Here is a 17,950-nt window from a genome sequence, read left to right on the forward strand (position 1 = left end):
TTCGCCTTGCTTGAACTCCGCAACATGCTTCTTAACTAAGGCGGGCACGTCACGCCCAGGCATCGCGGGTTGATGTTCCTTCTTGCCCGTCTGCTTCGGCAGGAAGTGATCGACAACAGAAACAGGATTCGCCGTGACGTGACCATGCGCCCATGCCCATCGCATGAATGGCGGCCCTCAAGCCGCCTGCTTCGCCGACGGCAACCGCGAAACCAGCCGCAACGACACGGTAAGCCCTTCAAGCTGATAATGCGGGCGCAGGAAAAACTGCGACGTGTAATAGCCCGGCGCGCCCGGCACTTCCTGCACCTTCACCTCCGCGGCGGCGAGCGGCTTCTGCGCCTTGGTGTGCTCGGAGGAATTGGCCGGATCGCCGTCCACATATTGAGTGATCCACTTGTTGAGCCAGGTTTCCATGTCGGCGCGTTCCTTGAAGCTGCCGACCTTGTCGCGCACGATGCACTTCAGATAATGCGCGAAGCGGTTGCACGCGAACAGATACGGCAGGCGCGCGGCGAGCGCGGCATTCGCGGTGGCGTCGGGGTCTTCGTATTCGAACGGCTTCTGCAATGACTGCGCGCCGATGAACGCCGCAAAATCCGAGTTCTTGCGATGAATCAGCGGCATGAAGCCGTTCTTCGCGAGTTCGGCTTCGCGCCGGTCCGAAATGGCGATTTCCGTCGGGCACTTCATGTCCACGCCGCCGTCATCGGTCGGAAAGCTGTGCACGGGTAAGCCCTCCACCGCGCCGCCCGACTCCACGCCGCGAATGCGCGAGCACCAGCTATACAGCTTGAACGAGCGGGTGATGTTTACGGCCATCGCGTAGGCCGAGTTGGCCCAGGTGTACTTGGTGTGATCGGCGGAGTTGGTGTCTTCCTCGAAATCGAATTCGTCGACGGGCTCGGTGCGCGCGCCGTACGGCACGCGCGCCAGAAAGCGCGGCATCGCAAGGCCGATGTAGCGCGCGTCTTCCGAGGCGCGCAGCGAACGCCAGCTCGCATACTCCGGCGTGCCGAATATCTTCGTGAGATCGCGCGGATTGGCAAGCTCCTGCCACGAGTCCATCTGCAACAGGCTCGGATCGGCCGCGGCGATGAACGGCGCGTGCGCCGCCGCCGCGATCTTCGACATCTCGCCGAGCAGTTCGACATCGGGCGGCGACTGATTGAAGTAGAAGTCGCCGCACAGCGCGCCGATCGGCTCGCCGCCGAGCTGCCCGTATTCGTGCTCGTAAATCTGCTTGAAGAGCGGGCTCTGGTCCCACGCGACGCCCTTGAAGCGCTTGAGCGTCTTGCCGAGTTCCTTCTTCGAGATATTCATCACGCGAATCTTGAGCATCTCGTCGGTTTCGGTGTTGTTGATCAGATAGTGCAGCCCTCGCCATGAGCCTTCCAGCTTCTGGAAGTCGGCGTGATGGATCACCTCGTTCACCTGATCGGTGAGCTTCTTGTCGATTTCGGCAATCATCGACTGGATCGAGCGGATCGCGTCGCCGGAGATGATCTGCGTCTGCGAGAGCGCCTGTTGCGCGAGCGTCTGCACCGCCATTTGCACGGCGGACTTCGCCTCGTCGCTCTTCGGGCGGAACTCCCGGTTCAGCAGCGATTCGAGATCGCTGCCTTCGAGCGTCGCGCCCTGCAGGTCGGGTTTCGCTTCAGTCATTTGAGAAACGTCGGACATGGTCGTTTTCCTTTCGGGACTCATTCGGCGGGCTTTGCGGCGGCATCGGCGGCGGGATCGGCGGCGGTGGCATCGTTCGCGGCCGGCGCGGCGGAAGCGAGCGTCTTGAGCAGCGCGGGATCGTCGAGCACGCGCGCGATCAATTCTTCCGCGCCCGTCTTCCCGTCCATGAAGATGACGAGATTGGCGAGCTGGGTGCGCGCTTCGAGCAGCTTGCCGAGCGCATCGACCTTGCGCGCGACGGCGGCGGGCGAGAAGTCGCTCATGTTGTCGAAGGTGATATCGACGCTCAGATTGCCCTCGCCGGTCAGCCTGTTCGGCACCTGGAACGCGACGCGCGGGTGCATCGCCTTCATGCGGCTGTCGAAGTTGTCGATGTCGATCTCCTGGAATTTGCGCTGGTCGACGGGCGGCAGCGGCTCGGCGGGCTTGCCGGAAAGATCGGCCATGACGCCCATCACGAACGGAAGCTGGACCTTCTTCTCGCTGCCGTAGGTTTCGACGTCGTATTCGATCTGAACGCGCGGCGCGCGATTGCGGCCGATGAATTTCTGACTGCTGGTTGCCATGAGGTCTCCTTCGCGTGAGCGTGAACCACGTCTGGAGGACGATTCAGCCGGCCGGGGATTGAAAGCGGCATCGAATCCGTCACTCCGGCTTCGTCCCCGCGATCAAATGAATCTGGTCGAGGCTGCCGGGCGCGAGATCGCGCATCACGGAGAGAAAGTCCTTGCCCATCAGCCCGCGCGCCCGGCGAATCAAAAGCGGCGCGGGATGCGCGGGCTCGGTGCGCTCCAGGAACGCGCAAACCGAATCGAGCAGCGCAACGGCGTCCTCACGCGTGGCGATCTCGCCGGGGCGCGCGGTCATGCGTCTTTCGACGCCCGCTTGCGGCGCGGTCTCGGTTTGGGGCTCCGCCTGAGGCGCCGCCGCGTGCATCTGCGCGGCCACGAGACGCGCCGTGCCCAGCATGTCCGCGAGCAGCGGCGCGCGTTCCGCGCCGAGCCGGCCGGTCAGCGCATCGGAGAGCGCCTGCACGGCGCGCGGCAGATCGAGGCCTTCGGCGAGCGTGTCGCGATCCCGCGCGAGCGCGTCGGCGAGCATGCCTTCGACGCGCGCGGGCGTCGCCGCGCTCTCGCCTTGTGCCGCCGCCAGCCTTCCCTGCGCGACGAGCATATCGCGCACGGTCAGCCGTTCGCCGCGCGCGCGGCACACTTCGGACTCCCGCAAATCGTGCAGCAGCGTTTCGCTTTCGGCGAAGGGCGTGTACGCATCGGCGAGCGGCGCGAGCGCGTTGACGCGCAGCGCGGGATCGTTGTCGTCGTCGGCATCGAGCGGCGGATAGAGGGTGTCCCAGTAGCGCTCGAACAGCCCGGTCAGAAGGCGCAAGCCCGCATGGAAACCCGCGAGCCCGTGCACGCGCGAGGCCGCCCGCGCATAGACCACGCCGATGCGCAGATCCTTCGACTTCGCGAGCAGCGCCTGCGACGCTTCCAGCACGTCCGGCCAGGCGGTCGGCTCGGCGAGCGCTTCGAACTGGCGCTCGGGATTGCCGCGCGCGAGCGCATCGAGCGCGAGAAACGCCGGGTCGTATTCGAGATCGATGCCCGCAGGCGGCATCGTCTCGGTCGGCGCGAGCAGGGGTTCGACGTCGATCATCGTGGTTCCTTGTCAGAATTCGCCGCAGCCGTGCTGGCCGTTCACGACGAGACAGTTGTTCAGGTTCGGCCGCGAGCGCACGCGTTTCCATTCGGACGCGAGCGAATCGGCCGGTCCTTCGGACTGCTGCATGGCGAGGATTGGCTCGCTCGTGCCCACACAGACATTCACGCCGCCGAGGTTGCTCTCGTAGACAAAGCTCTGTTCCTGCGCGGTGAAAAGCGGCTGCAGGCCGGTGCGGTTGAACACCGCGCCCTCCAGCGGCGTGGGCGGCGGATCCACAGGCTGCACCGTGAGCGTGCCCGGCTTCACGTTCACGACATAGCCCACCGGCGACGCATACGCGCCGTTGATGCCATACGTGCCGGGCGACGAGTTGCGGTCGGCATCGGAACGCGGCGCGCCGGTGAGCACGTTGTCCCGCAGGTCGCCCGTTCGCATTCCGTCGACGGAGACGGAGAACGGAGCGTTGTCCGCGCCCGCGGAACGCTGCTGATCGCCGATGACGACATCGAGCGTCGGCCGCTCTGCGTAGACGAAGTGATTGCCGTTGCCCGATACGACATCGCGTGAAGGCCGGTCGGTCCAGCTGCACCCGCTGCTGTACCTGCAGCCGTAGAAATTCGGCATCGGGCCGCCGGGCGCGATGCCGTTGCGGTTCTCCTGCCGCCATGTCGAGGCCCACACGCGCCACGCGCCGCCCGCGCTCAGCGTGCCGCCGAACGGGTTGTCGAACTGCGCGCTCTGCATCACGAGGTCGATGCTGCCGCCCGCCTGCAGATGCATCGGCGTGTCTTGCGTGCCGAGCGTGATCTTGCCGTTGTCGGAAATCGCCGCGAGATCGCCCGTTACCGTGCCCTGCTGACCGCCGACCGGCACGACGGCGCCAGTCGCCGCATCGATGCCGTTCGCGCTGCCCGTGCCGATCGTGAAGCTGCCCGCGTTCCTGAAATTCACCGTGCGCGCGCCGGCGAGGACGAGCGTATCGACCTGGTTCGCATCGAGCAGCGTGAAGACGCCGTCGCCCGCGAGCAAGAGCGTTTGGGCCTGGATGCCGCCCGGGTCGGTCGCCGCGCCCGCCGTGTCGAGCGCGAGCGTGGCGTTGGCGGGTAGCGCGATGCCGGATGGCAGGTCGATGCCCTGGCTGCCGCTGCCGGGGTTTTGCAGCGTCAGATTCGTCGCGACGGCGGGACGCGCCGCGCAGTTCGCGCCGCCCGCGCACGCGCCTTCGACCGTGATGCGCCCCGTTTGCGTCGGCGAGCCGAGGACGAGCGTGTTCGTCTGCGTCGACAAGGTGCGGTACGTCGCGTCGTCGATCGAGAGGCCCGGCGTCACGTTCGTGCCGAACAGCGTGATCGGCGTGCCGTTCTGCGCGGTGACGCCGAAGTCCGATGACGCGACCGATCCCGGCGCGATGGCGAGCGTGCCGCCCGGCGCGCCGATCGAGCCCGCGCCGCTGCGGCCGAGCAGACTGGTCGCGGTGCCGTCGTTGGACGCGCGCAGTGAGACGACGCCGCCCGCGCCCGTGGTGATCGAGAACGGCCCGGCGACGAGCCCGGCATTGGCGGGCAGCGGCACCGCGCCGTACGCGATGCCGGCATCGGCGGTGGAGGTCGAACCGGCAATCGAGACGGTGCCGGACGGCGCGCTCGCGTTGATCGAACCGTTGAGCAGCAGCACCCCGTAGGACGGCGAAGTCGCGCCCGCGGCGACGCCCGTGAGGCTGCCGCGAATGTCGATCGGGCCGCCCGCGCTGCTGAGCGACGAACCGTCGAGCAGCGCCACGCCGTATGCGCCCGCGCCGCGCCCGCCGCCATAGACGCGCAGCGCGCCGCCCGCGGCCGTGAGCCGCGCCGCCTGCAGCGACACGCCGCCCGCGCCGCCCGCGCCACCCATGCCCGTCACCGCGACCGCCCGGCCCGAAGCCGACGCCGAATCCAGCCGCACGCCGTACGCCGCCGCGTTCGCGCCGGTGGCGCTGCCGCGCACATCGACCGTGCCGTTCGGGGCCTGGAGCGCCGCGCCGTCCAGCATCGCGACGCCGCTGCCCGAGTTCGCCGCGCCACGAATGCGGATCGCGCCGCCATTGGCGTCATCGGCGGCGTTCGATGTGAGCCGCGTCGCGCCGGGCTGCACCGAAGCGGGATTGCCCGCGTTGCGCAGCACCACGCCGCCGCCGTAGTTCGACCCGTTCGCGCCGCGCCCGTCCACTTCGATCGCGCCCGTTCCCGAGTCGATCTTCACGTCGTTCAGGTCCACCGCGTACCGCGCGAGGCCCTCGTACGGCGCCGAAGGCGCGACGCCGTGGATCGTCACATCGCCGCCCGCCGCCCCGCCCCTCCGCGTATCGATATCCGCCGACTGGACCACATCGTAGGCCCCGCCCTGCGTGCCCAGCGCGACGCTGCCGCCGTTGGTGGCGATGCGGATGCGCGCAGGCGGACCGTCGCCGCGCTCGCCGTACACGAGGACGCGCGTGCCGGCATCGGCCCTGACATCGAGCGGGCCGCCGGAAGACGTGATGTTATTGGCGATGGAAACCGTGTCCGCCGCGTTGAGCGTGAGCGTCGCGGCGCCCGCCGACGTCTTGACGAGCGGATCGCTCAGCGTGATGACGCCCGTACCGCCCGGTCCCGCCAGCGCGGTTGCGGTCACGTTGCCGCCGGGCGTGACGAGCCCGCCCGATCCGATGCGCGTCACGGTGCGCGTCGCCGTATCGAAGGAGGCGAACGTGACGGGCGTCGCCCCATAGTTGCCGACGATGCTGAAATTGCCCGCGCGCGTGACGGCGACGTTGCCGCTGTTCACGAGCGCCAGCGCGGAAAACACGTTGGCCGCGTTCGTGAGCGTGACGGCGCCGGGTCCGCTGAGGGTCACGAGACCGGCCGTGATGGCTTGCGTGGCTTGCGCCGCCTGCCTCACCTGTCCCGCCGACGCGAGCGTGAGCGTGCCGGGCACATATGCGCCGTTTTGCGCCGTCTGCACGGAAAGGCCCGCGGCCAGGGAAATGCCGCCGCTGCCCGCGCCTTCGTTCTGAAGCGTGAGGTTGTTGCGCACCGTTTGCGCCGGCGCCTGGCAGCGCGCGCCGCTGCATGCGTTCACCGTGATTTGCCCGGTATGGCTCGACGAGCCGATCACGATCGTATCGATGCTCGACGAGACCGCGCCGAGGATCGACGGTCCGACCGTGAAGCCGCCGCTGCCGCCCCACACGTTGATGGGCCGCGCGGGGTCGTCGACGATCTCGAAGCCGGGCCCGACCTTGCCCGGCACGAACACGACCGTGCCCGAAGGCGAGTAGAACGAGGTGTTCTGGTCGTCGAACACCGTGAAATCGCCGCCCGCATTGTCCGCGCGCACGACGATCACGCCTCGCAAGCCCGCCGAGATGTTCGTGTTGGCGAAGCCGATCGCGTTGGCGTCCACTGGCGTCGAGCCGGTGAGCGAGACCGTCTGGCCCGCGCCGTCCGCCTGCAGGTTCACCGAGCCGAGCGAGATGCCGTGGTAGAGCGTATTGGATTGCGCATTGGTCGCGCCGCGAATATCGACGGAACCGGCTGCCGAACTGACCGTGCCGCGCACGCTCGCCGAGGCGGGCACGGTCGCGCCCAGACCGAACAGCGTCACGCCGCTATACACATTGCCGATGCCGTAAATCCGCACATCGCCGTTGGCGTGGATGCCCCGATTCCGGTCGCGGTCCATACCGTTCACGACGACGCCGCCCGCGGCAACGCTCGCATCCGGCGCGACGCCGAAGACCGACACGTTGCCCACCGTCGCGCCGATGTCCGACGCGCTGACATACGTGCCGCCGAAATGAAGCGTGTCCACGCCGGAACCGGCGACGAAGCGGTTCAGCCCGGCCGCGCCCGTGCCGTCCAGCGTGACGTCGCCGCCGCTCGACGTGAGTGCCGATGCCGCGACATAGACGCCCGCGCCCGCGACGCTCGCCTGCTGGCCGCTCGCCTGCGCGCCCGTCCCTTTGATGCGCAGGGCGCCCGCCGAGTCGATCGTGGTATTGACGATTTGCGCGCCGTCGCCGACGCCGGACACGACCGGTCCCGCCGTGGCCGTTCGCGCGCCGCTCGTCGATGCCGCCGTTCCATCGACGCTGAACGCGCCCGCGGTGATCGTTGCATTGCGAATCGACACGCCGTTGCCGGAGGCGGAAATGCCCGTGCCGCCGTCCGACGGTTGCTCGTTGCGCGCCGACGCGCCCGTTCCCGTGATCGCGAGCGCGCCCGCCGAACTGATCGATGGGCCGTCGATGAGCACGCCGTCGCCCTGAATCGCGCCGCGGTCCGTGAGCGTCTTCGTCGTGCTGCTCGCCCCCGTGCCGCGAAGGGTGATGCCGCCGCCGGTCGAGCCAACGCTCGATTCGCCCGTGATCGAAACGCCGTCGCCAACGACACCGCTGATGGTCTGCACGGCCGCCGCGCCGGTGCCATCGATCGTCATCGCGCCGCCCGCCGTGAGCGTGGAACCGGCGATCGCGACGCCCGCGCCGCTCACCCTGCCGCGGCTTTCATCGGCCGTCGCGCCCACGCCGTTCAGATCGAGCGCGCCGCCTGTGCGGATCGTCGAGCCAGCGACGTTCACGCCGTCGCCCTGCACCAGAACCTGCGCGTCCTTGCCCTTCGCCGCTGTGCCCCGGATGCTGACCGCCCCGCTCGTCGATTCGACCAAAGCGCCGCCCGAGAGCGCGACGCCGTCGCCCTGAAAGCGGCCCGCGCGGCCGTCGAGCGTCTCTGGGCCGCCGGTCGCGCCGAAGCCCGTCACGCCGATCGCGCCGCGCGTCGTGGAAAGACGCCCGCCCGTGAGCACGACGCCGCTTCCCGTGGCGTCCACGTAGTCGTAGCCCGAAACATCCGGCGCGACATACTGCACGCCGCCATGCCCTTCGATGGTGATCGCGCCCGTCGCCGTCGTGATCGACGTGTCTTCGAGGCTCACGCCGGGGCCGCTCGGCGCGGTCCCGCGCACGATGACGTCGCCGCCCGTGCCGCCGTCCGTCGCGGCGGACGTCGTGTCGATGTTGGCGTAGGTGAGCTGCACGCCCGCCGCGTTGCCGGGCGACGCCGCGCCGTTGATCGTCAGCTTGCCGCCGTTGGTCGCGATGCCCGGATGCGTCGGCACGCCATCGACCAGCATGCCGTCCATCGTCACGAGCGCGGACGGATTCGTGCCGTTCACGTTCGCATTGAGATTGACGTCGAGCTTGCCGCCATTGCCCGGCCCCTTCGTCACGCCGATCTGCGGCGTGACACGGATCGGGAACTCGCCGCTCGGCACGGTGTAGCTATCGAGATGGATCGAGCCCGCCGCGTTCAGCGTGAGCGCGGCGTCCCGGTCGCCGCTTTTCATGATGTCGGTGCGCACGCGGATCGTGCCGGACTCCGAACCGCCCGTGCCGGTGTTCACCGTCACCGAGACGCCGTCGTCGAGCTGGCCGGTGATCTGGCCGACCGCAAGCTGGCTCGGGCTCTGCGTGGGCGACACGGGCCGGAAGGTGACGCCCGTCGCATCCGACGACGTGCCGAAGTCGCGCGCCGAAGTGTCCGCCACGATATCGACGTCGTACGGGTCCAGCAGCCATGTGCCGCCCGCCCCGTGCGGCGCGGACGCATCGATGTGCGCGCCGGCGACATCGATAAAACGCGCCGACGTTTCGATCAGCCCGCCATTGCCCGCCGCCGCGCCGCCCTTCGCCGTGAGCGTCCCGTACACGCGCGCCGCGTTCTCGCCATACACGACGACATGGCCGCCATCGCCACTGTCGATCGCATCGGCGCGCGCCGCGGCCCCCGGGCCCATCCACACCGCATCGGCGTTATGGATGTCGGTCTCCTTGCCCGCCGCGCCGCCGCCCACGCGCACGCGCCCGCCGCCCGCCGAACCGCTCGCGTCGATGCGCGCGTTGCCCGTCACGGCGACCTGATAGCCCGTGATGTCGATGGCCCCGCCCTTCGATCCCGCGCCGCCCGTCGCGTCGATGCCGCCCGACACGTCGGTCACGCCCACTGCGCCGCCGTCCAGCACGATACGCCCGTTGCGCTCCGTCACGCTGCGCGCCCGCACCGTGCCCGTCTGGTTCAGCACCGTCGCGGCCAGCGCGTCGGCGGTCTGCACCGACATCAGCACCTGGCCGCCGTCGGCCGCGAGCACGCCCGAATTGCTCGCGAGCGCCTGGGCCGCCGCGCCGTCGACCTTGAGCATCGTGAGGCCGTCGCCCGCGAAATCGAGCGTGATGTCGCTGCCCGCGCCCAGCGCAACCGTGCCGAGCTTCGCGCTCACCGTGCCGCCGTTGTCCACCTGCGCGCCGAGCAGCGCGACCGTGCCGCGCTCGCCCGCCGTGATCGAACCGTTGTTGACGACGCGCCCGCGCCCGTCCGGCGCGCCGACGAAGCGATACTTGCCCGCCAGAAAATCGCTGTCCGAAATGCCGAGCGTCGAGGCGACGATCGAGCCGACGTTCACCGACGCGCCGCGCGCGAACAGCACGCCCGCGGGGTTGACCAGGAAGACCTTGCCGTTGGCGTTGAGCTGGCCGGCGATCGTGCTCGCGTCGCCGCCCGTCACGCGGTTGAGGAGCACCGCCTGCGCCGAGGGCTGCGAGATGTTCACCGTCTCGTTCGCGCCGATGGAAAAGCCGTTCCAGTTGACGATGCCCTTCTGCGAGCCTTGCGTGATCGCCATTGCGTTCGGCGCGGGCGTGCTGATGCTCACGTCGCCGTTGACGACCTGTCCGCCCACCGGCAGCGCGAACGCGCCCGGCGCAACGACGAGCGCGATCAACGGCAAAAGCGCGGCCGGCGTGAGATCGATGCCCGCGTGGCGCGCGGCGCGCCTCGCGAGACGCCGCACCGCGCGCTCCCATTCCCGGCGATCCCTGCGGGTCCGAAGGCAGTGGTTGTCGCTCATCTTGAACTCCTGTCTGACTGCTTCGATGCGGCGTTGAACGGCTAGAACGATTTGGAGACCTGCACATACACGCGCGGCACCTTGTCGTCGCCGGTGCTGTCGGCGCGGGTCGTGCGCCATGCGACGCTGGCGTCCACGGAGATGCCGTACGGGCCGTTCCAGAAGAGCCCGAGCCCCGCTCCGCTGCGCGTCACCGTGTTGGCGCCCTGTCCGGGCACCGGCCGGGCGTTGTAGCGCCCCACGCCGATATCGAAGAACGCGGAGAGCGTCAGCGTCGGTATCACGGCGTAGCGCAACGAGGCGGTTCCGACCAGCCCTTCGTCGACGATCGCCTCCGAGGGCGAATACGCGCGCACCGCTCTCGGCCCGCCGAGCGCGAAGCGCGACGAGCTGTCGAGGTTCTGATTCGCCCATTGCCCCGACACACCCAGAAAGAAGCTCGTCTTCTGCGTGATCGCGTTGAGGCGGTTGGCCTGCATGACGAGGCGCACGCTGTTGCCCGCCGTGTTGCGTCCGCCCGGACCCTGATCGATGGCCTGCCCCGCCGCCGAATCGATGTTCAGATGCGCGAACGCAAGCTGCACATCCGCGCTGTTGAAGCCACCGCCGAGAAAGCTGTCGCGGCTTTCGTACGACAGCCCGACGCTCGCGACATAGAGCTTTTGCGGATTCTCGAACGCGACGCTGTCGATCTTGTCGGTGAGCGCGCGATACTCCAATGCGCCGCGAAAGAGCAGGTTCTGGCTGCGCGAGCGGATGAGCGGACGCGAGACCGACGCCGTCACGACATCCGCGTTGCCGTGCGCCTGCAGCGACGCGAAATCCTGACCGAGGTAGTAGTACAGATGCGAGTACGCAAGGCCCACGCGCGTGCCGTTGGCATCGACCGGCGCGTCGTAGCCGATGCGCCCGTACAGCGTGTCGGCGCGCTCGGCGGCGAGCAGATTGACGTCGAGGTTGTCGCCGATGCCGAACGGCGAAGCCAGACGCCCGAGCGCGCCCAGACGCCACTGTCCGGCGGGCGCGGAGCCGTAGTCGTCGGCGGAGAGCGCGAAGTTCCAGCGGCGCACGCCCTCCACGTTCACGTTCAGATCGACGGTGCCAGGCGCGCTGCCCGACTCCAGCGCCGAGGTCACGCGGATGCCGGGCAAGTCCGAGAGCAGCAGCATCGTGCGTTCGAGCTCGCCTTGCCTGAGCGGCCGCCCCGGCTCGATGGCGGCGAGCCGCGCGCGCACGAGCGATTCCTTGATCGGCGCGCCCGGCGCGATGGTCAGCCGCACGCGCCCGATCTTGCCTTCCAGCACCGTGAAGGTGACGTCGCCATCGGTCACGTCCTGCGGCGGAATCACGACCTGCGCGAGCGGATAGCCGCGATCGCGATACACCTGCGCGATGCGCGCGGCGATGGCGTCGAGATCGCTGAACGAAACTTCCTGACCGATGCTGCCGGCAACAGGCGCGAGCAGCGTATCCGCGGGCAAGGTGTCGTTGCCCGCAAGCTGGATGCGCCTCAGCACGAACTTCCTGCCTTCGGGCGCGGCGGGCGGCGGCGGCGCGACCGGCACGGGCAACACGGCTTCGCCATCGGGCGGCGGCGCCGTGACCGGCGGGCGCGGCTGCTCGTTGAGCAGCGTGCCGGCGCTCGGCACCTGCGCCGTGCCGGGCAGCGGCGTCTGCTGCGCCCACGCCGTGAGCGCGCCCGCGCAGGCTAGGCCCGCGCCGGCCACGCGCGCGAGACACCGGATGCGCAGAGCGCGCGCGCGTGGCCGCAAGACGAGGCGTTCGGTTTTCATGGCGTGGTTCACGGCGACATCCTCATCGGGACCGGCGCGATGCGCGGGAGCGGTACAAGATCAACGGGCGACCGACAGCCGCCAGTTGCCCATCAGATCGAAGGGCGCCCAGTAGAACGGATGGGCAAACCGGCTGTTGGCGAGCACGGCGAGCTGGGCGTCGCGCATCGCGTCGATCGCCTGCTCGCCCCGGGTGAGCGCGCCGTAGAACGTGCGCATCGTGAGTTCGGTCGATTCGTCGGCGACCGGCCACATCGACACGAGCAGCGCCGATGCGCCCGCGTAGAAGAACGCGCGCGTGAAGCCCATGATTTCGTCGCCGCGCGCGATGCGTCCGAGCGCCGTCTCGCACGCCGAGAGCGTGACGAGCGCGACCGAATCGAAGCGCAGGTTGTAGATGTCGGCGGCGAGCATCGGGTCGGGGCCGTCGGCGGGCTGCGCGGCGGGCGCGAGCAGCACGCGCGAATGCAGCGGATCGATGGTGTCGGCCTGCGCGTGCGTCGCCACATGAACGATGCGGCCGCCCGGCGCGTTGTCGCTGAAGGTCTTGCGCGTCACATCGCTTTGCAGGAACGTCTCGCTTTTCGCGAAGAGCGGGCCGATCGCCCTGACTTCGGCCTCGGCGGCGGGCAGTTCGTACTCCGGCCCGATACGCGGATTGCCGAACGCGACGAGATTGCTGGCGATCTTCTGCTCGCGCCGCACGAGCTGCACCGCCACGCTCGCCGAGGGCGCGAGCGCGATCGCATGGCGCTGGATCAGAAAGCCCTGGCCGTTCTTCAGCGCCTGGAACGGCATGTAGTGCAGCGCCCCGTTCGGCGCGATGATGAGCCGCTCGCCGGGACGCAGTCCAAGCGGCTCGATGAGCAGCGCATCGAGCTTCGCGCCGTAGGCGATCGCCTGCGGCCGGCCGCGCGTGATCGCGCCGCGGAAGTCGCTCACGGCGAGCGTCATGTCGCGCCGCGCGATCGGCAGCGTGAAGCCCTGAATGCCGTCGGCGCGCACGACCCACGCGATCAGGCGATCGGCGAGGCCGTGATATTCGACGATCGCCTCGCCGGGCGCGAGCGCGCGCCGCACCTCGTCGAGCGAGAGCGTGCGGCCGTTGAGCTGCGTTGCGTCGACGCTCTTGTCGAGCCGGTTGCGCACGACATCGAGCAGCGCGCGGCTGCGGCTGCGCTCGGAAAGCGTCCAGGCCAGCGCGTAGTCGCCGTCATCGACGACGAGCGCGATGGTTTCCTCGAACACCGTCTGCGTGTCGGAGAAGAGGCCGGTCTTGAACTCTTCGCTGCGAAAGCGCGCGCGGATCGACTCGGAATCGTCGAGCGCGGCAAGCCACGCCTCGCGCGCCTTCGCGCGCTGGCCGAGCGCGAGATACGCGCGGCCCATGCCTTCGTGCGCCCACAGGTTGTCGTAGCTCGCGTCGGAGCCGCCCTTGCCCGCGCTCGCGGCGAATGCGGCGAGCGCCGCCTCGGGCCGGTTTTCGGCGAGCAGCAGATTGCCTTCGATGCGCTTTCTGAGCGGCGCGAGCAGGGTGCCATCGACGCCGGCCGTCTGCTCGAAGGTCGCGCGCGCGCCGGCCGGATCGCCGCTTGCGATCTGCGCGCTGGTGAGCGAGAGCAGCACGAGCGGCCGATAGCGCGGCGACGCCGTCTCCAGCGCCGTGCGGTATTCCGAGAGCGCGGCGCTGGCGTCGCCGCGGCGCGCCGCGATATCGCCGAGCACCTTGTGAGCGGGCGCGAGCACTTGATCAGGACTCTTCGCGCCCGCGGCGATGGCTTCCTTCGCGTAACGCTCGGCGTCGTCGAGATCGCCCGCGTAGCTGTAGGCGATCGCCAGATCGCGGCGCGACAGCGCGGCGAGGTTCGCGTTGTCCGTGCGTTGCGCGACGACGAGGGCGCGCGACGCCGCCTCGATGCTTTCGCGAAAGTCGCCCCGTTCCGCCGCCGCGACCGACATGCTGCAGTACGCGTAGCCGTCGAGCTTGACCTGATCGCGCGCGAGCAGCAACTGCCCTTCCTTCGAGAGCGTCGCGATGGTTTCGGCGTCGCGCACGCGGGCTTCGGCATCGCGCGCGGCGCTCGTGATGGGCGCGTTCTGCGCGGTATCGGCCGCGGGCGGAACCGGCTGCGCGCGTCGCGCGGGGACGGCGGCCGGTGCTTCCTGCGCGAGCTGCATGCCGGGTTCGCGCAGATCGTTGTAGGCGAGTTGCATGCTCGCGGCATCCGGGGCGCATCCCGAATCGTGTATGGCGGCCTGCTGCGCGCGGGCATCGGACGCCGAAGCGCCCAGCGCGGCGAGCACGATGAGCACGGCGAACACGGCGCACGTCCGTCTGATGGCGCCGCTGGCGGGCGCATGTGCATCGGTCTCCTGATGAGCCGATGCGTTCCGCTCGATCGCTATCACGAATGCGCTCCTCGATGGACCCAGGCTTCGCACCGGCCAGGGCAGCGAGCGCCCGCAACAGTGCCACGACTAAACGAACCACCGCCGCGGATTTGAAAAGCGCGGCGGCGCGGTTCGTCTGCTGCTGTGTGGGACGGTGCCGGGGTGAGCCATGAGAAGAGTCGAGCCAGTGTCGCGCGTGCTTTCGTTCGTCGTCTTAGCGGGCGCGCTCGCCGTCGCGGCGTGCAAATCCGCGCCGCCTCCTCCGCCCCCGCCGACGATCGTGCGCATCGACGTGAGCGCGCTCGACAAAGTGAATCCGGATCACAGCGGCCGGCCCTCGCCCGTGCTCGTTCGCGTGTACGAACTGAAGGCGACCGCCGCCTTCGACAGCGCCGACTTCTTCACGCTCTACGGCAAGGACCAGGCGACGCTCGGCGCGGATCTCAACGCGAAGAACGAATTCCTGCTCAAGCCCGGCGAGAAGCAAAGCGTCGAGCAGACGGCGCAGCCGGGCACGAAGTTCGTCGCGGTCGTGGCGGCCTACCGCGACATCGAACACGCGCGCTGGCGCGCCGCCGTGCCCGTGCCGCCGAACCAGACGACCGTGATGAGCGTGCGCATCGACACCGCCGATGTCTCGATCGCCGCGCAGCGCGCGAGCCCGCCGCCGTCGCGCGCCGCCAAAAAATGACCCCGCCCGCAAGCCGCCTTGCAAATTCGCGCCGCTCGTTCGTTCTTGAGGCGAAACGCGCGCGCCGAACCCGGCGCGCGGGCTAACCGGACGAAACCACCCAAGCGGACACGAGCCACCATGACCTGGAACCAGCGCATGATCTGGTCCGAGGGGCTGTTCCTCGAACCACAGCATTTCCAGCAGCAGGACCGCTTCTTCGAGCATCTCGTGCGCTCGCATGCGCGGGCGACGCAGGCGTGGTCGTGGGGCTGGGCGTCCGTGATGCTCGACGACATCGCGCTCGGGCTCGGCAAGGTCGCGCTCGCCTCCGCGTTCGGCGTGCTGCCCGACGGCACCGCGTTCTCCTTTCCCGACGACGCTCCCGCGCCGCCGCCGCTCGATATCCCCGCGGGCGCGCGCGACGAAACCGTGCTGCTCGCGCTGCCGCTCGCGCGCGCGGGGGCCATGGAGTCCGATCCCGATAACGCCACATCCGAAGACGGCCGCGCTGGGGCGCTGCGTTACCGAACCACCGACACCTCCGTCGCCGATGTCACCACCAGCAGCGACCGCGTCGCGCAGCTTCGCGTCGGCGCGCCGAACCTGCGGCTCATGCTCGCGCGCGACGCCACCGACGCCTTCGCGACCATCGGCATCGCGCGCGTGCTGGAGCGGCGCGCGGACAACCGCGTGATGCTCGACACCGCCTATATCCCGCCGATGCTCCATGCCCTCGCCGATGCGCGTCTTGCCGGTTACGCACAGGAAATCGCGGGACTGCTGCATCAGCACGCGGACCGGCTCGCGCGCCATATCGCCAATCCGGGGCGCGGCGGCGTCGCCGAGATCGCCGACTTTCTCCTGCTGCAAACGCTGAACCGTTTCGAGCCGCAGTTCGCGCATCTGCTGGCGGTGCCGCTCCTGCATCCCGAGCGGCTCTATCAGACGACGCTCGCGCTCGCGGGCGATCTCGCCGCGTTCGACGAGCGCCGCCGCGTGCTCGCCTATCCGCCCTACCGTCACGACGATCTGGCCAGTTCCTTCGAGCCGCTCATGCGCGACGTGCGGCAGTTGCTCGCGCAGGTGCCGGAGCCGAACGCCATCGCCATCGAATTGCAGATCCGAAAACCGGGGCTGCGCGTGGCCGTCATCAACGATCTCGATCTGGTGCGCACGGCGGGCTTCGTGCTCGCCGCCAGCGCGCAGATGCCGGGCGAGGCGCTGCGCACGCGCTTTCCGACCCAGGTGAAAGTCGCGCCCGCCGAGAAGCTGCGCGATCTGGTGAATCTCGCGCTGCCGGGCATCGGGCTGCGCGCGATGCCGGTCGCGCCGCGCCAGATTCCGTTTCACGCGGGCTGTTCGTACTTCGAACTGGATCGCGGCGGCGAGCTATGGAAGGAGCTGGAGCAGACCGGCAACCTCGCGATGTATATCGCCGGCGAGTTTCCCGCGCTGGAGCTGGAGTTCTGGGCTATCCGCCACTGAGGCCACCGAGGCCATCGACACCATCGAGCGCCATGAGCAACGACGACGATCCCTTCGCCGGATTCGAATCCGACCAGACGATGATCAAGCCCAATCCCGGCGCGCGCCGCCGCACCGGGAACACGCAAGGGCCCTTCACGCCGGGCGCGGCCGCCGATGCGGGCGCGCATGCCTTCGATGCCGCGTTCACGCAGGGCGGCGCGGTCAATCCGCTGGTCGCCGCGTGCGCGCCGCTGTTGCAGCTTGCGCCGCGCATCCGCACCATGAGCGCCTGCGATGATCCCGCCGCGCTGCGCGATTCGCTCGCGGCGGGCGTGCGCCGCTTCGAGGCGCAGGCGCGCGTCAACGGCGTCGCGGCGGAACAGGTGACGGCGGCGCGCTACATCGTCTGCACGATGCTCGACGAAGCCGCCGCGGGCACGCCGTGGGGCGCGGGCGTGTGGGCGCGCCAGAGCCTGCTCGTGACGTTTCATAACGAGGCATGGGGCGGCGAGAAGGTGTTCCAGCTGCTCGCCCGCCTCGCGCAGCAGCCCGCCCGGCATCTGCATCTGCTGGAGCTGGCGAGCGTGGTGCTCGCGCTCGGCTTCGAGGGACGCTATCGCGTGGCGGCGCAGGGCAGACAGGCGCTCGATGCGATCCGCGCGCGGCTTCATCAACTGATCCGCAAGGAGCGCGGCGAGCACGAGCGCGCGTTGTCGCCGCACTGGGAAGGCGTGCCGACCACGCGGCGGCGCACGACCGACGTGCTGCCGGTGTGGGTGGTCGGCGCGTTCGCGCTGCTCGTGCTCGCGGCGGCCTATCTGACGATGAGTTTCCGCCTCGGCCGCCTGTCCGATCCAGCCTTCGATGCGCTCGCCTCGATCCGCGCGGGCGCGCAGCGGCCGCTCGTCGTCACGCAGGCGGCGAAGCCCCGTCTCGCCGAATTTCTCGCGCAGGAGATCCGCGATGGCCAACTGGCCGTCGATGACCGCGTGGACCGCTCGGTGGTCACGCTGCACGGCGACAACGTGTTCAGGCCCGGCAGCGCGGAAGTGGCGGCGCCGGTGCGCCCGCTCATCGAGCGCATCGGCGCGGCGCTCGCGGCGGTGCCGGGCAACGTGCTCGTGACGGGCCATACGGACGACCGGCCGATCCGCTCGGCGCGTTATCCGTCGAACTGGGAACTGTCGCAGGAGCGCGCCGCGAACGTGCGCGACCTGCTCGGGGCGAGCGTGCCGCCCGCGCGCCTGAAGGCCGAGGGCAAGGGCGATGCGGACCCCGTCGCGCCCAACGATTCGCCCGCCGGACGCGCGCGCAACCGGCGCGTCGAAGTGACGCTGTTCGCGAAGCCGGGGCCCTGAAC

General features: G+C 69.6%; 9 protein-coding genes. 3 read left to right on the forward strand and 6 right to left on the reverse strand.

Annotation, left to right across the window (positions count from 1 at the left end; translation table 11 throughout):
- Positions 1–177 precede the first annotated feature (177 nt).
- The 6 genes from tssC to AWB70_RS08975 all read right to left on the reverse strand — a co-directional run bounded on the left by tssC (position 178) and on the right by AWB70_RS08975 (position 14,468).
- A complete protein-coding gene (tssC, locus tag AWB70_RS08950; RefSeq protein ID WP_374730232.1) occupies positions 178–1,665 on the reverse strand; it encodes a type VI secretion system contractile sheath large subunit in 1,488 nt (495 codons plus the stop codon).
- A gap of 38 nt (positions 1,666–1,703) precedes the next feature.
- The gene (gene tssB / locus AWB70_RS08955; RefSeq protein ID WP_053572016.1) at positions 1,704–2,252 is read right to left on the reverse strand and encodes a type VI secretion system contractile sheath small subunit; all 549 of its coding nucleotides are present in this window, start codon (positions 2,250–2,252) and stop codon (positions 1,704–1,706) included.
- A 79-nt stretch (positions 2,253–2,331) separates the two neighbouring features.
- Positions 2,332–3,342: a type VI secretion system protein TssA gene (tssA, locus tag AWB70_RS08960; protein ID WP_053572015.1), complete on the reverse strand. Its 1,011-nt coding sequence runs from the start codon at positions 3,340–3,342 to the stop codon at positions 2,332–2,334.
- 12 nt (positions 3,343–3,354) lie between these two features.
- Positions 3,355–10,266 (reverse strand): two-partner secretion domain-containing protein, encoded by a 6,912-nt coding sequence (locus AWB70_RS08965; RefSeq protein ID WP_053572014.1) that lies wholly within the window; start codon positions 10,264–10,266, stop codon positions 3,355–3,357.
- Between the two features lie 41 nt (positions 10,267–10,307).
- Positions 10,308–12,059, reverse strand: a complete 1,752-nt coding sequence (locus tag AWB70_RS08970; protein WP_082378211.1) for a ShlB/FhaC/HecB family hemolysin secretion/activation protein — start codon at positions 12,057–12,059, stop codon at positions 10,308–10,310.
- A gap of 60 nt (positions 12,060–12,119) precedes the next feature.
- Positions 12,120–14,468: a CHAT domain-containing protein gene (locus tag AWB70_RS08975; RefSeq protein WP_235024179.1), complete on the reverse strand. Its 2,349-nt coding sequence runs from the start codon at positions 14,466–14,468 to the stop codon at positions 12,120–12,122.
- A 151-nt stretch (positions 14,469–14,619) separates the two neighbouring features.
- On the opposite strand from AWB70_RS08975, the gene tssJ reads away from it, so the two are divergent.
- The 3 genes from tssJ to AWB70_RS08990 all read left to right on the forward strand — a co-directional run bounded on the left by tssJ (position 14,620) and on the right by AWB70_RS08990 (position 17,948).
- Positions 14,620–15,141, forward strand: coding sequence for a type VI secretion system lipoprotein TssJ (gene tssJ, locus AWB70_RS08980; RefSeq protein ID WP_053572013.1), 522 nt, complete (start codon positions 14,620–14,622; stop codon positions 15,139–15,141).
- A 120-nt stretch (positions 15,142–15,261) separates the two neighbouring features.
- A complete protein-coding gene (gene tssK, locus AWB70_RS08985) occupies positions 15,262–16,608 on the forward strand; it encodes a type VI secretion system baseplate subunit TssK (RefSeq protein ID WP_053572012.1) in 1,347 nt (448 codons plus the stop codon).
- 32 nt (positions 16,609–16,640) lie between these two features.
- Complete coding sequence (locus AWB70_RS08990) at positions 16,641–17,948, forward strand: DotU family type VI secretion system protein (protein WP_053572011.1); 1,308 nt, start codon at positions 16,641–16,643, stop codon at positions 17,946–17,948.
- The last annotated feature ends 2 nt before the right edge of the window (positions 17,949–17,950 follow it).

The sequence above is a fragment of the Caballeronia cordobensis genome (assembly GCF_001544575.2).
Taxonomy (GTDB): Bacteria; Pseudomonadota; Gammaproteobacteria; order Burkholderiales; family Burkholderiaceae; genus Caballeronia; species Caballeronia cordobensis.

Bases quoted from the DNA above. Each gene is read 5' to 3' on its own strand.
- AWB70_RS08965 (WP_053572014.1), bottom strand. From the start codon at position 10,266: ATGAGCGACAACCACTGCCTTCGGACCCGCAGGGATCGCCGGGAATGG.
- AWB70_RS08970 (WP_082378211.1), bottom strand. From the start codon at position 12,059: ATGAAAACCGAACGCCTCGTCTTGCGGCCACGCGCGCGCGCTCTGCGC.
- tssB (WP_053572016.1), bottom strand. From the start codon at position 2,252: ATGGCAACCAGCAGTCAGAAATTCATCGGCCGCAATCGCGCGCCGCGC.
- AWB70_RS08990 (WP_053572011.1), top strand. From the start codon at position 16,641: ATGAGCAACGACGACGATCCCTTCGCCGGATTCGAATCCGACCAGACG.
- tssC (WP_374730232.1), bottom strand. From the start codon at position 1,665: ATGACTGAAGCGAAACCCGACCTGCAGGGCGCGACGCTCGAAGGCAGC.
- tssJ (WP_053572013.1), top strand. From the start codon at position 14,620: ATGAGAAGAGTCGAGCCAGTGTCGCGCGTGCTTTCGTTCGTCGTCTTA.
- tssK (WP_053572012.1), top strand. From the start codon at position 15,262: ATGACCTGGAACCAGCGCATGATCTGGTCCGAGGGGCTGTTCCTCGAA.
- tssA (WP_053572015.1), bottom strand. From the start codon at position 3,342: ATGATCGACGTCGAACCCCTGCTCGCGCCGACCGAGACGATGCCGCCT.